Here is a 13,878-nt window from a genome sequence, read left to right as displayed (position 1 = left end):
AGTTCGACACTCTCCGCCTCCGCCTGGTCAAGCTCGCCACCCGTGTCGTCGCGCTGAAGACCAGGGTCATGCTGCACCTGCCGAGCGCCTGTCCGGACAAGGTTGTCCTGCGCCTCGCCCTTGAGCGCATGCCACGCCTGACTTGCTGAGTGCCGGGGCGAATGCCCCGGCCGCATCCTCCGACCCGCAATCAGCCAGCCCCGCGATCCGCACCTCACCACCGGTCCCGAAGCCGGCCATGGCGACGCGCGACCGCACAACCCTGAAGCGAGGAAACCGAAGCGATTTCAGACCGCTCGTCCGCCCTCACGAATGTTGCGGGCTAGGTAGATGGCCATGCCTTTCCAAACGCTCGATGCTCTGCAAGGTGGCGCTAACCGAACTGGGAGCTCCACGCTGCTCGTCGAGACCCGTGAAGCGCATGATGAGGCCCGGCGGCTGACCGCACTGCATCGCGCAGAGATACTCGACACGCCACCCGAGCCGGAGTTCGACCGGCTGGCCCACTTCGCGGCCACTTTGCTCCAAGCACCGACCGCATTGGTAAGCCTCGTGGATGAGCACCGCCAGTGGTTCAAGGCGCGGGTCGGCATGGATGTTTGTGAAACCCCTCGGGCCGTGTCCTTTTGCAGCGTCGCCATCCGACAGTCGGGGCTCTTTGAGATCACGGATGCAGCAGCGGATCCACGCTTTCGCTCCAACCCTTTGGTCACGGACAAACCCGGCATCCGCTACTACGCAGGCGTGCCGCTGACGGCATCAGGTGGCGAGCGGCTTGGAACGATCTGCGTCATCGACTACGCGCCCCGTCCAGCGATGGACGCGCGGCACCGCTCCATGCTCACGATGCTTGCGGCCGTGACGATGCGCGAGATCGAACTGCGCCATATCGTGCAGGCCGCCTCCGCTCGGAGCAGGTAGAGCTCACCCCCAAGATCGACTTTTGGGCCGGAACTGTCTCTTCCGCAATGCCTCAATCCGGGGCGCCGGACGATCCACGTGACCTCCGTTCAACGGTTCAAAACCTCTGTGCGGGGTAGTAGTCCGGCCGCTCGGATGAACACCTAACGAACTCCGGAAGGGCGGGCGGAGCAGCCGAATCTCGGTCCGCAACTATAGGATCCGCTTTAGCATCCGTGCTCGCGCCAGAGATGGGCGGCCGTAGGGGATCGGGCGAATGGCTGTGTTCCGTTTGTGGTCCGCAAGTCGTATGTTGGCACTTGGACGTGGCCGTGGCTGACCCGCTCTGGATCCTGGTTGGCCTTGCCGCGGCACCTGTCGCGGGCCTCCTCGCCGCACTGGGCCGATACCGGCGGCAGCAACAGGTGGCGGCCCGCGCCACGGGCATGGCTGCTGCCGGCGGAAGGCCAAGCCAGGAGTTCCATCTTCCGCCCACGATCGAGGCCGCGGAGCGCGAGATGGCGATGCTGCTCCGCCGCATGCGGGCTTACCTGCGCGACCCGTATGACTACGCCACGTCGCGGATTGTAAGTGAGGCTGCGTTTGAGACCTGCCTCGACCGCGCCGGCATCCTTGGCAACCGGATTGCCGAGCTGGGCGGTGCTGCGCCCGCAAGCCCATCTGAGCACGAGCGCACATGCGGGCTGATCCTGGAGGGCCTCATGGTTGGCTCTCGGAGGGCAGGCTAAGCCAGCGTCGACGTGGGAACGTGGCAAGGAGTGCATCCCCTGGAAGATAGGGCCACTCCTGGCAACCCGACCTGACATTCCCCTCTGCTCGGCAACTGTGGCTTGCCCCTGAGCATCCGGCACGGCACGCGGCACCATTCCTGCTGCCGGACGCCGCCTGGAGAATACGTCTTAGCCAAATCGTCGCAGCCCCTAGAAGACAGACCCGTCTGCATCATCCATTGCCGCCGGCGCCCGCAACTCAGAGAGGTGCAACACCTCCGCTTGCGATAGCCTTTCCCCACGTTTGATTGCGGCATTCATAGCGGCAATCAGAGCGGGGTACCGGTCCGGAGGCACAGCCAGGATCAGCGGCGCCTCCTCCTCGAAGCACGCGTAGTAGGCATCCTGGGCGACTAGGAACGGGTCCTGATCATCGGCCGGCCGGCGCCGATCCGCACGTCGAACCCTTGCGAAGCGGACCACGTCCGCCGCATCTGCCGGCCCTGGGTCAGGGTGCACCTGCGAGCGGCAGGTCATGTTGTACTCTCCGCAAGATACCTCTGGGCTGCGGTGACGAGGTGCCGGTCACCAGCTGCGGCAACCAGACTGGCCGCGGAGAAGGTCTTGAAGGCTGTCACCACCTCCGCCGACGCAGAACGCATGGTCGCCTCGATGCGATGCCCTGGCCCGTCCCAGAATGCATCCACCTCCGACTGTGGCAGTGTCTTGAGCCGCCGGTGGGCGGCCAGGGACAGGCTCTGTGCGGACTGGAACGCCAGCAAAGCCCGGCGTAGCCGGTCTGTGGCTGCAGCCTGTTCCGAAGGTACCATGCGTTCTCCGTCATCCTTCAATCCGGCCATCGCCGCGGATTAGGCACACATAGAAAGGCTTGGCGGCGGGGCGGCCCGGGTGGAGCTTCGGGTGTGCAGAGTAAACCTGGCCCCGCCAATGCTTAGCGTGACACTGTAAAATTTGGCAGTCAGCAGACGAAGCTGTGAGCGGCATCCGAGGTGGAGCAAGCTGCAGCATCTTACGGCAGCCACTACCTTGGCGGTGTGTCCTGGCTCTCAGGCGGGCTCGCAGTCAGAGCGAAAGTCATTCTCCCTCTCACAGGCTGGGCCGGCAGGACTTTCAACGCCGACCAAGCCCGCTAACCGCTGCTGGCAACAAAGTGGCGTTCAGCACTCGGCAACGAACAGGTATTAGGATCATCGTCTCCGGGCCGAGGCAGGGAGGAGTTGGAGTTGGCGGACTTGGTGGTTGTTGGAGCTCACGATCCGCTGCTGGTCACACTGTCAGTGGCCGTCGCGGTCACTGCCTCCTTCACTGCGCTCGACCTCGCCGGCCGCATCCGCGCCGCGGTAGGAGTGACACGATGGGTTTGGCTTGCCACCGCAGCCCTCGCCATGGGCGGGGGCATTTGGTCCATGCATTTCGTGGCGATGCTCGCTTTCAACATGTCATTGCCACTGTCCTACGACCTTCCGCTCACGGTGTTATCACTCACCCTCGCGATACTGGTCACTGGCTTGGGCTTCGCCGTAGTAGGTGACTCGGATGCTGGTTCCCGGCCGGTTCGTCTGGCACTGGGCGGATTGCTCATGGGGACCGGCATCGCGGTCATGCACTACACTGGCATGGCGGCGATGCGGATGCCCGCCACCCTGTCCTACGACCCGCTGCTTGTTGCAACCTCGGTGATGATCGCGATTGGCGCCTCGACCGCGGCGTTGAGGCTCGCCTCATGCGATGCTAGCGGGAAGGCGCGAGCCGCAGCGGCTAGCTGCATGGGCCTTGCCATCTCGGCCATGCACTATACTGGGATGGGGGCGGCAGCCTTCAACGGGCATAGCCCGTTGGGCCATGATATGGCCATGATATGGCCACGCCTGAACTTCCGGGCCACGCAGCCCTGGACCAAGTGGGCCTAGCCCTCGGGGTGGCATCGGCGACCTTCCTCATCCTGTCCCTTGCCTTGCTCGCCTCCTTCTTTGATCGACGGGTCGCGGCGTCGGCCGAACGAGAGGCGGCGGCACTCCGTGAAAGCGAGGAGCGCTTCCGCACCCTCTACCGTAGCACTCCATTACCCCTGCATGTGTTGGATGCGGAGGGCCGTATCCTACAGGTCAGCGACGCTTGGCTTGAACTGCTGGGCTATGCCCGCGCAGAAGTCGTCAGTCGTCCTCTCACCGACTTCATGGCGGCAATCTCAGTGGAACAGCGCAAGACTGGGGACTGGCCCACGCTTTTGGTCCGTGGCGAGTTGCGCGATGTCGAGTACGGATTCTTAGCGAAATCAGGCCGCTCCATCACCGTGCTCCTCTCCGCTCGGGTTCAGCGGGACGCGGAAGGTGGCTTTCTACACTCCCTGGGCGGCATGGTGGACGTAACCGCCCACCGCCAAGCCGAAGAGGCGCTCCGCCAAGCCCAGAAGATGGAAGCGGTCGGCCAACTTACCGGTGGCGTTGCGCATGATTTCAACAACCTGCTGACCGTGATCCTTGGCAGCCTCTCGCTGCTGGAGCGGCATGTAGCCGAGGATGAACGGGCAAGGCGTCTTCTGGATGCCGCACGTCAGGCGGTACGTCGCGGCGCCGGGCTCAGCCGGAGCCTGCTGGCCTTCGCGCGCCGCCAAACACTGCGCCCGGAGCCGGTCGATGCCAACGCGCTGCTGCAGGAGACCGCAACCCTGATCCGGCGTGCCGTGGGTGAGACAGTGGTGATCGAGCTCGGCTTCGAGCCGCGCCTGCCGGCCTGCCGCGCCGATGCGACACAGCTGCAGGCGGCGCTGCTTAACCTTGCCCTCAATGCCCGTGACGCGATGCCGCAGGGAGGCACGCTGGCGATCCGTACTGCCAGGGCCATTCTGGGCGCCTCTGAGCTTGCGTCCAATCAGGATGCTGCGCCTGGTGCCTTTATTGCCTTCTCGGTGCGCGATACGGGCCACGGCATGCCACCCGAGGTGCTCGCACGTGCCTTTGAACCGTTCTTCACTACCAAGGAAGTTGGCAAGGGAAGTGGCCTTGGACTCAGCCAAGTCTTCGGCTTCGTGCGGCAGCTGGGCGGCCACGTCTTGATCGACAGCGCACCAGGCCGCGGCACCACGGTGACCATCTATCTTCCGGTCGCAGCAGACGCGGCAATAGCTCCAGGCGCAGAGGCGGGGCCATCCGAAGCAGCGATTGTGACGGTTGCCTCAGCAACGGTGCTGGTTGTGGAGGACGAGCCCCCAGTCTTGGAAGCGACGGCGGAGGTCCTGCGCGAGGCAGGCTGGCGCGTGCTGACCGCCCGGGATGCGCGCGAGGCCGAACAGCTGCTGACAACAAGCCAAGCTGTGGATGTCCTGTTCTCGGACGTCGTCATGCCAGGCGGCACCTCTGGCGTTGAACTCGCGCGGGCGGCACAGCGGCTGCGGCCGGGGATTGGGGTGCTGCTAACATCGGGTTACACCCGCACCGCGCTTGGGTCTGATGCTGGCGAGTTCGAAGTGCTGGCGAAGCCATACGAGCGAGCGGAGCTGCTGGCTCGGCTCGCGGCGGCAATGCAGCGGGAGCAGGCCACCATGAGTACGGGGTGCTGGCGCAGCGAAGGCGATGGAGGGATGACTGGTTCGCTCAACGCCAGATAGCCCGGTAGGCTTTGGGCTATGCGGATTCTTGCTTCGGCCTCCATTGTCTTAACCAAGCCCAAGGGCCGCTCTGCGCCGTATCAGCTAAGTTCGGTGGCGCATAGTCGAGTCAATGAGGGCCGGAACAATAGTTCTTTTCCTGCCTCATGCCCGCGCCTATCCAATCCGTGCCAGCACTCGTGAGACTTGCACGGGCGACCACTGCTTGCCACGGGCGGTGCCGATCTGCCGCATGTTCAACTCCCTAGCCAACGCAGCAAGCGTGTTGGCACCTGATACCCGAAGCTCATGGATGGTGAACGCGAGATCGGCAGCTCGCAGCTCCGCTTTCTTCGCCCGAGCTGCGCCGCTGTTCTTGCCGCCTAGCACCGCGTAGGGCCGCAGGTCGCAAGCGTTCTGCCGCTCTCCGCCGAGAGATTTACCACGTGCCTTCGCTGCGGCAAGCGCCGCTTTCGTCCGGGCGGAGATGGTGCGGGCCTCCTCCTCCGCTACTGCAGCGCGGATATGCAGCTCGAAGGGTGTTGCCCAGGGCATATCAGCCACAACAAACGGAACGTCACTCTCCAGCATCCTGGTAATGAGGTGGACGTTGCGGGCGAGCCGGTCAAGCTTAGCTATCAGCAGCGTGGCACCGTCCCGCCGGCATTGTGCTTGCGCCTCCGCAAGCTTCGGATGGTCAACCTTCCGGCCGCTCTCCGTCTCCGTGAACTCGGCTACGATGTAGCCACTGACGCTGGCCACGTAGTCCTGTATCACCGCTTGCTGACCTTCTAAACCTAGCCCACTGCGGCCCTGGCGATCAGTGCTGAACCGAAGGTATGCGACGAAGCGCTTCATATGGGGCCGCCCTCCTCGCGCCTAGCTCCTGCATCTGATGTTAAGCTGCCGAATTTTGAACTGGAACTCTTGGGCCTGCCGCCTTCCTGCACGCCAGCCGATGATGAGGTTTAATACGGTAGCCATGCCGGTCGCCAATGTGGCAAAAGCCGTGATTGCAGCCAGTATGCCCGTAACCACGTCACTTTGGCCTTTATGTGGATCTGGTGACCGTGCCTCAACACGCTTTAGGGCAGTCTCCCGCCACACCGCCATCTCTCGGCGCGCTGCTGCCTCCTGCAACTCGGCTTCCCGACGTGCTGCTTCCAACGCCTCACGCGCCGCCGTCACCTCCGGCGCTCGCGCTGTGGATCGCCGACCTTCTGCCGCGATTCGCGCACTCCTTTGTGCTGCAGCCTCCCGCTGCGCTACCTCCTGCCACGCCTCTGCTTGCCGTTGCGTCGTCTCAAGCGCTTGCCGCTGCGCCACCTCGATCTCCTGTGCCGCCTCGAACGCCTTCCGCAGTGCGGCGTTGTGCTCCTCGGCTGCCCGCCACATGAGCCACAAGCTCAAGGTGAGGGCGAGGAGCGACAGCCCGAATAAACCCGCCCATTTTTGAGCCGCCTGCCACCTATGGGCGGCTTCGTGTCCGGCATCATCCATGATTGCGCCTTCTTGTCGCATGCAGACGGTCGAGCGTGATGATGCCGATGCAGCGATAAAACGCCGCAACATATACCCTCAACAATCGTTGACGGTTCATGTGACGATCCGATCATGCAACGTAAGCGGATCTCCGGCCAGTTCGGTACGGTGCTTCCTTGAGAGCACAGCCGTGCAGAGCCTCAGTATGCTTCCCGTACAGCTCGGCCATCTTCCGGTTCACGCGGCTCTGTTGCACAATTCAGGCGAGAGGCGCGGTCCAACCGTCAATCCTGCTTTGATCAGGCGAGAGCGACGGTATCGGGCATACCGAGGCGGTTGAAGGTGTTGAGGATGGCGCAACGGACCTGGACTTCGGCGACCTGACGGGCGGGATCGCGCGCTGCGAGCCGTTCGCCCAGTCTCTTGAGGCGCGACATGGCCGTCTCGGCGAGGCTTCGACGGTGGTAGCCGCTCCACCGCTTCCAGAGGCGCCGGCCCAGGTGCCTGATGGTGCGCAGGGTCTCGTTGCGCTCAGGGGCGCCGGTGGTCTGGGTCTTCCAGGGCTTACCATTGCGCCGTGGTGGCACGAGCAGGGCCGCCTTGCGGGCATCTGACGCCTTGTAGACGGACCGTGTATCGTAGGCGCCGTCCCCATTGATGGAGGCGATCCTCTCCCCCTCTGGGATCTGCGCCAGCAGGTCCGGCAGGATCTCGCCGTCACCGTGCCGGTGGTCGGTCATCTCGGCGGCGCGGATCTCATGGCTGTCCGCATCGACCGCCAAGTGCACCTTGCGCCAGACGCGGCGCCGGTCAGCGCCATGCCTGCTGACCTTCCACTCTCCCTCGCCCAGCACTTTCAGCCCGGTGCTGTCGATCACCAGGTGCAGCGGCTCGCTTCGGGTACGGTAGGGAATGACCACCGTCAGCTTCTTCTGCCGGCGCGAGAGGGTGCTGTAGTGCGGCACCGGCCAAGCCGAGCCCGGCCAAACGGATGAGGCTTCCCACCAGGCCCTGGGCCGCCCGCAGCGGCAACTGGAACAACACCTTCAGCGTCAGCGCGCACTGGATCGCCGTGTCACTGAAGACCCGAAGCCGCCCCCGCTTGCCCGTGCCCTCCGGCGCTTGCCAGGCCAGATCCGGCGAGAACCACACAGTCAGGTCATCGCGAGCGATCAAGCCCTGATCATACTCGCGCCAGTTCCGGGTCCGGTAGCGCTTCCTTCTCCGGTCAGGCCCCGCCGTATCCTTCCTCATGCCCGATCACCCACGAGCTTTCTGCAACAACGCCGTTTGAAGGTGATGTGGCGCTGCTAGAGGCTATGGCTGCCCGGCTGGAGTTGCTGGGAGTGCTGCCGCGTGACACATGACCCCGAAACACTCATTGTGCCACCCGCATGGTGGATCGAGCTTATGGAACGGAACTCGGTGGCGAACGACCGATTCGTGCCTCGCTCGTTCGTACGCCGCCGAAAAAAGGATATGGCCATGCCACAGCAAGACACCCCTAATGCGGGCCAGCCAGTGCCGGAGATACCCCAAAGCATCTCGCCTGCGGATCTCGCTAAGGCTGCCGAACCAACCTCCTTGCCTGCCTCACCTGGCGCCGGTCAGGTGAGCGAGGCTGATCCGTTCCCAGGACTGGTCAACGCTGTCAAACACGTCGCGCCCAAACGCGACAACGGCAAGGCTGACAGCTCCCAGGGATATGAGGGCGGCTAACCCTGAACCACGACGCCCATGGTTTCCGATAGTCGCCCCTCCTGCTGCCGGCTTTCTGGTGCCCAGCTGCCGGAGGCCACTTTCAACTGAACCCGGGCGCCACATGGTCTGTGTCGCAGTTTGACGCCGAGAACGATAGTGCGCGAGCAAGTCGGGCACATGGCGGCGACATGGTAGATCTCTATCAAAGACGGGCAACAACGAAAGCGGATGGTGCCGTCCGGCTGATGTCATTGCAGGGCATGAAACCAGCCCTAGGCCACGCACGGTTGGGCGACAGCTTGACCAGGTACGGTGTCGCGCTTGGCAGTCCTGGCCTGCGGCCGGAACATGCCTTTCGGCCAACTCGTTGATGCGGAAGCGGCGGCAAATGATCTAGCGCTTCGAGCTTCGCTATAATCGGCTCGGCTCTGCCAGCAGTCGCTGCTTCAGGCCGCTTGCCTATATCTGGTTGCACCCAAGCTCACCCGAGAACTCTGAAAACCGCCTTATGATGCACCTCGGCGCCGACGCCCAACTCTCGGCAAAGCTGCGGCACGTCTGCTGCTGGCCGGGGACGACTAAAAAGATAGCCTTGCGCCTGCATGCCAGATATCGACTGGAGTGCCATGAGCTGCGCTTCGGCCTCAACACCCTCAGCTGTGATGGCCATTCCCATCGCGGCGCAAAGGTCCACCACTGCCTTGAAGGTGGCTGTGCTTTTTGCGCATTTGCCCAGACCCTGGACAAAAGAGCGATCAATCTTCACTCGGTCGAACGGAAACTGCCGCAGGTAACTCAACGACGAGTAACCAGTGCCGAAGTCGTCCATGGCGATGCTGATACCAAGCTCCTTCAGCTCCTTCAGTTTGACGAGCGTCGAAGCGGTGTCCGTCAACATCGCCGTTTCGGTAATCTCCAGCTCCAGGCGGGACGGATCGAGACCAGAGATCGCCAGGGCCGCTGAAACAGCGCTAAGAGGCCCTGAGCCGCCAAGCTGCACGGGTGAAAGATTGACCGCCACCTTCAGCGGAAAAGCCCAACTCGCGGCATCAGCACAGGCACGTTGCAGAACCCAGGCACCCAGCGGCACGATCAGGCCAATCTCTTCTGCCAAGTGGATGAAGTCGTTAGGTTGCACCATACCACGCTCCGGGTGCCGCCAGCGTACCAGCGCCTCAAAACCCGAAACTACGCCTGAGGCGAGATCCACAATTGCCTGATAGTGCAGCTCAAACTCCTCCATTGCCACGGCCCGGCGAAGGCCCATCTCCAGGCTGCGCCGAGCAAGCATCCGAGTGTCCATACCATGCTCGAAGAAGCTCCAGCTTCCGCGGCCATTCTCCTTTGAGCGATAAAGCGCGAGATCGGCCGCTTTAAGAAGCGCATCAGGATCGTTTCCGTCTGCTGGTGCGACGGCGATGCCGATGCTTGTCCCGATGACGACCTGATGACCGTCTAGATCGAATGGTTGTGCCAGCGCTCGTACTAAGCGCTGCGCCAGGGCTGCTACATCGGTGGACTTTTCGGCGCCCGCTTGAATGATGGCGAACTCGTCTCCGCCAAGTCGCGCGACGAAGTCGGTTTGGCGTAGCTCGGCCGCCAGCCTCCGAGCCACTGACTGCAGCAAGGCGTCCCCGGCCGGATGCCCAAGGGTGTCGTTCACCTCTTTGAAGCGGTCCAGGTCCAGGTAGAGCACCACACAAAGTTCGTCCCGACTGGCCCGAGCAATGGCGTCACTCAGACGGCTGCGCAGCAGAACTCGGTTGGGCAGGCCAGTTAAGGCGTCATGGTGTGCCATGAAGGTGATATGGGCTTCCGCCGCACGCCGCTCAGTGATGTCCTCGACCGTGAGCACGCAGCCACCGCCTACCATTGGCTGAGATGCAATCTCAATCGTCCTGCCGTCTATCACCTCTTCGATGCAAGAAGGTTCAACAGATTTGAAGGTGTGTCGGCGTTCAATGTAAATCTCATCTACGCTCCGCCCGGGGTAGTGGCCAGCGGCGATGCGGATTGCCAAAATTTCAGTAAACGTCATGCCAGGCACTAGGCTGCCGATCGGCAGCCCGAGAATCGTGCACAGCTGGGGATTCGTCACAATCAGTCGCTCTTCGGCGTCATACATCGCCAAGCCATGCGACATGTTCTCCAATGCGGCAGCAAAGCGAAGATTGATCTGCCGCAAATCCAGAGCATTTTTGCGGAACACTTCGACCGCCGCGGCCATGGCGCCAATCTCGTCGCCACGCCCCAATCCTGGAACTGTCGCCTCGATGTTGCCGCTCGCCAACTGCGCGACTGCCGCCGTTAGTCGCTGAATCGGATGTATGAGCGAGCGCAATAGGACAAACAGGGCAGCCGCCGCGAGAGTTAAAGCGGCCGCAGTGGCGGTAACGGCCACGGCCAAACGCATGCGCTCGGCCTCGGCTAGCCTTTGGCCATGGGTAATCGCCTCGGCAATGGCGGCGTCCCGCGCTGGAAGAGTTCCAGGTAAGGCTGCGATCGTCCAGCGGCGCCAGTCCGGCAACGTCAGGGGTGGCTTGTCTCCGGCGCGCGCGACATCCACAAGATCTCGGTAAACGGGTTCAGCTTTGGTGAAGAACCTGTCATGAGTCTCAGCCACTGCGGTGCTGAGGGACGGGGGGTCACCGAGCACTACCACTTGCTGGCGCAACTGGTCCCAAGTCTGTTGCAGCTTACCAGTCAAGTACATGACTTCGTCGGCCTGGGTGCGGGAAAAGGGGCGGCCGCCGAACCAGCCGCTAAGGTGGCTGCTGCGCCGACCAGCGATGGCGCGCATATCCACTGCGAGACTACCGACGGCAACCAGCCTACCCACCGAAGCGCTGGCCGCTGTCACCTTCTGCTCCGCCAGAGTCACCGCAGCCTCGACTGCGTCGAGCCGCTCGTAAAGTTGCGCCAAGATCGCCGGCACCAAATTCGGATCTCGCTCCGCCAGCGGTCGCGTGATCCCGTCAGCGACACGGGTGCGCGCAGCAACGAGGATGTCTCGTGCGCGGGTTGCTGGATCCACGGGTAACCCCGCTGCGCGCAGGCTTTGCTCCGCCCTGTCCAGCAAGGCGTCATTGTGTTGCGCGATCTCCGCCAGATTCTCGACGCCGGCACCAACGGAGAGCGCGCGCTCCTGAAGCGCACCACGTTCGACTGAAAGCGCCTCAACAAGGTGCAGCGCATCGCCCATCGCCTCCGCCCCGCGCACCGCGGCTGTGGCATTCGACCATGCTGCCCAGGCATTCATGGCCGTCCAGGCGGACCAACCCAACGCGGGTACACTCGCAACCCCGAAGCAAATCAAGAAAACACGTTTAAGCCGCATTTGCCTGCCTCGTGGCTAAGCCTAATCCTGGCCAGATGTTAGCACCCAATAGTCAGCAATCATTGTGAGCGTGTGCCTGATTGCGTCCCGCAAACCCTTCATCGGCTGTGGCCAATCAGCATCCTGAGGCGGGCAGCATGGCTCTCCTGGCTAAATTGCACAGGCTCACACGCGCGTTCCTTCAAACTCTTGGATGAGGATCAACACGGCACGGCGTATTGACCAGTCAGGCCGCAGGTGCAGTCTTCTTGCCATGGGGAAGCAGCAAGGGCCGATATGGGCAGAGCAGGAAGGATGGTCGCAGCAACAGCCTTACAGCTCGTGGAGCGGCGGGGCACGCCGCGATGCGCAAGCTTGGGCTACTTTGGCCTCTGCCAGTGCGTTCAGTCAGGCAGTGTCCCAGGGTTGACCGTAGAAGGGTCGCGGCAAAATGTCCGGCAGATTGAGACCACCTCACTAGAGCGTTTTCCCATCAGTCTGCGTCATAGCCGGCGGCTGCGAAGTAGTTGGCGCACTTGGCTGGCGTGAGGGTGTCGATGATGCGGCCGATGGCGGCCCATAGCCCGTCCAGGCTGCGCTCGGCCGCTGTGCGGAGCGCGGCCTTCAGCTTGGCGAAGGCCTGCTCGATTGGGTTGAAGTCGGGGCTGTAGGGCGGAAGGTAGAGCAGGCTCGCGCCTGCGGCCTCGATGGCGGCCCCCACGCCTGCGCCGTTGTGGCTGCCGAGGTTGTCCATGACAACGATGTCGCCAGGGCGGAGCTCGGGCGCCAGCACCTGCTCGACGTAGTCCTGGAAGAGCGAGCCGTTGATCGGCCCGTCGAGCACCATGGGCGCGACCATGCCGGTGTTCCGCAGTCCGGCGATGAAGGTGGTGGTCAGCCAGTGGCCATGCGGGATGGCGGCCCGCAGCCGCTCGCCCCGGGGCGCCCGGCCGTGGGTGCGGGCCATGTTGGTCGAGGCCCAGGTCTCATCAACGAAGACCAGCTGGTCCGGGTCGAGGTCAGGCTGCGCCTCGAACCAGGCCCGGCGCCGCCTCAGGACGCCCGGGCGGTCCTTCTCCGCGGCGTGCGCTGTCTTTTTGTGCGTCATCCGCCGCCGGTCGAAGAAGCGCCAGAGCGTGCCGATGCCGGCCGAAACACCAGTCTTGGCCAACTCAGTCCGGATCTTCCGCAGCGTCATGTCCGACTTCTGGCCAACAAGGCGGAGGATCAGCGCCGCATGCGCCTCGATCTGCGCCGAGCGCCGGTCCCCGCCGAGCGGCCCTGGCGCGACCGAACCCACCTGCCGCGACAGCACCGCCCAGCGGACCGCGCTGGCCGCGCTCACTCCAAAGCGGACCGCCGCCACCCGGCAGGACGACCCCGCCGCAATCGCCGCCACCACGCGTTCTCGGAAGTCGGCCGACAGCGCCCTCGACATGCCCATCGCCCCCTATGCCGAGGCGACACTGAATCACCGACCTGCCGCTCGCGGGCTCACAAGCAATTCAGTCAGGCAGGAAACCGCTCTAGCGAGCGGCAACTGCTCCTTTTCACCGGTGCCCGGGCTGAAAATGGAAGCTGTGGCTCCTACCATGTGGGCCATGTGCCCGTGTCTCAGCGATTTGCCTGCCAAGCCGAAGCTAACAGCCGAAGAGCGCCGCCGGCGAGATGCCGAACGATTGCAGACCATCCGGCTGCGGATGCTGGTCGGCCAGGCGCTGCATGATCGCGGCATCACCACCCCGGCCGCTATCGGCGTGGCGATCGGGATGTCGCCGGCTGAAGCGACCAAGCTGATGACGGGGAAGCAGTGGCGGGCAGGTGACGTGGCGCTGCTCGAAGCGGCAGCAGTACGGCTAGGGCTACGGGTGCCGGACGCAACCTCTGGGTAAGAGCGATGGCGGCGCTCGTTCGAGGTTCTCTTCAACGAGCGCTTCGGGCATTCAGCCCTGCCATCGTGGCCAGCTTCTGCTGGCCGCTGGGCGTTTTAGGCACTCACACGCTTGACTGCAACGATTAAGCCCAGGGCTGGCCGGAGTTGGCCAGCCCTGGGTGGTGGTGGTGGTCAGGCGGCTTTGACGCCGGTGAGGAAGGTGGCGACCTCGGAGCCGAGGCGCTCGGACTGGCGGGAAACCTCCCCG

General features: G+C 63.7%; 10 protein-coding genes and 1 pseudogene. 6 read left to right on the top strand and 5 right to left on the bottom strand.

The annotated features are described in order from the left end of the window. The 5 genes from EP26_RS35515 to EP26_RS32550 all read left to right on the top strand — a co-directional run. Positions 1 to 149: transposase (locus EP26_RS35515; protein WP_043343363.1), on the top strand; the 149-nt coding region annotated here is incomplete at its 5' end. Positions 150 to 330: 181 nt separating this feature from the next. Next, complete coding sequence (locus tag EP26_RS26565; RefSeq protein ID WP_211259566.1) at positions 331 to 921, top strand: GAF domain-containing protein; 591 nt, start codon at positions 331 to 333, stop codon at positions 919 to 921. 311 nt (positions 922 to 1,232) lie between these two features. After that, positions 1,233 to 1,649: a hypothetical protein gene (locus tag EP26_RS26560; protein ID WP_157033823.1), complete on the top strand. Its 417-nt coding sequence runs from the start codon at positions 1,233 to 1,235 to the stop codon at positions 1,647 to 1,649. Positions 1,650 to 2,875: 1,226 nt separating this feature from the next. Beyond that, positions 2,876 to 3,562: an MHYT domain-containing protein gene (locus EP26_RS35510; RefSeq protein ID WP_157033821.1), complete on the top strand. Its 687-nt coding sequence runs from the start codon at positions 2,876 to 2,878 to the stop codon at positions 3,560 to 3,562. Further along, the gene (locus tag EP26_RS32550) at positions 3,511 to 5,259 is read left to right on the top strand and encodes an ATP-binding protein (RefSeq protein ID WP_157033820.1); all 1,749 of its coding nucleotides are present in this window, start codon (positions 3,511 to 3,513) and stop codon (positions 5,257 to 5,259) included. Before EP26_RS35510 ends, EP26_RS32550 begins: the two co-directional genes overlap by 52 nt. A gap of 156 nt (positions 5,260 to 5,415) precedes the next feature. Here EP26_RS32550 and EP26_RS26535 read toward each other — a convergent pair whose 3' ends face one another. The 5 genes and pseudogenes from EP26_RS26535 to EP26_RS26515 all read right to left on the bottom strand — a co-directional run bounded on the left by EP26_RS26535 (position 5,416) and on the right by EP26_RS26515 (position 13,175). Then, a complete protein-coding gene (locus EP26_RS26535) occupies positions 5,416 to 6,096 on the bottom strand; it encodes a recombinase family protein (protein WP_043343352.1) in 681 nt (226 codons plus the stop codon). Positions 6,097 to 6,117: 21 nt separating this feature from the next. Beyond that, a complete protein-coding gene (locus EP26_RS35505; RefSeq protein ID WP_157033819.1) occupies positions 6,118 to 6,810 on the bottom strand; it encodes a hypothetical protein in 693 nt (230 codons plus the stop codon). A gap of 209 nt (positions 6,811 to 7,019) precedes the next feature. Next, positions 7,020 to 7,974 (bottom strand): annotated as a pseudogene (locus EP26_RS26525) (IS5 family transposase). 928 nt (positions 7,975 to 8,902) lie between these two features. Next, entirely contained in the window at positions 8,903 to 11,623 is a 2,721-nt protein-coding gene (locus EP26_RS32545) for a putative bifunctional diguanylate cyclase/phosphodiesterase (RefSeq protein ID WP_052389721.1), read from the bottom strand. Positions 11,624 to 12,230: 607 nt separating this feature from the next. Next, positions 12,231 to 13,175, bottom strand: coding sequence for an IS630 family transposase (locus EP26_RS26515; protein ID WP_043343365.1), 945 nt, complete (start codon positions 13,173 to 13,175; stop codon positions 12,231 to 12,233). Between EP26_RS26515 and EP26_RS35500 the strand changes: the two genes are divergently transcribed. Next, a complete protein-coding gene (locus tag EP26_RS35500) occupies positions 13,174 to 13,629 on the top strand; it encodes a hypothetical protein (protein ID WP_157033818.1) in 456 nt (151 codons plus the stop codon). The two genes, EP26_RS26515 and EP26_RS35500, sit on opposite strands and share 2 nt — an antisense overlap. Positions 13,630 to 13,878: the final 249 nt, after the last annotated feature.

Source organism: Belnapia moabensis DSM 16746 (genome assembly GCF_000745835.1).
Taxonomy (GTDB): Bacteria; Pseudomonadota; Alphaproteobacteria; order Acetobacterales; family Acetobacteraceae; genus Belnapia; species Belnapia moabensis.
This window is presented reverse-complemented; position numbering and strand designations above follow the sequence as displayed.

Coding starts and splice junctions, on each gene's coding strand:
- EP26_RS26565 (WP_211259566.1), top strand. CDS start 331: ATGGCCATGCCTTTCCAAACGCTCGATGCTCTGCAAGGTGGCGCTAAC.
- EP26_RS32550 (WP_157033820.1), top strand. CDS start 3,511: ATGGCCACGCCTGAACTTCCGGGCCACGCAGCCCTGGACCAAGTGGGC.
- EP26_RS26535 (WP_043343352.1), bottom strand. CDS start 6,096: ATGAAGCGCTTCGTCGCATACCTTCGGTTCAGCACTGATCGCCAGGGC.
- EP26_RS35505 (WP_157033819.1), bottom strand. CDS start 6,810: ATGTTGCGGCGTTTTATCGCTGCATCGGCATCATCACGCTCGACCGTC.
- EP26_RS32545 (WP_052389721.1), bottom strand. CDS start 11,623: ATGGGCGATGCGCTGCACCTTGTTGAGGCGCTTTCAGTCGAACGTGGT.
- EP26_RS35500 (WP_157033818.1), top strand. CDS start 13,174: ATGCCCATCGCCCCCTATGCCGAGGCGACACTGAATCACCGACCTGCC.
- EP26_RS26515 (WP_043343365.1), bottom strand. CDS start 13,175: ATGTCGAGGGCGCTGTCGGCCGACTTCCGAGAACGCGTGGTGGCGGCG.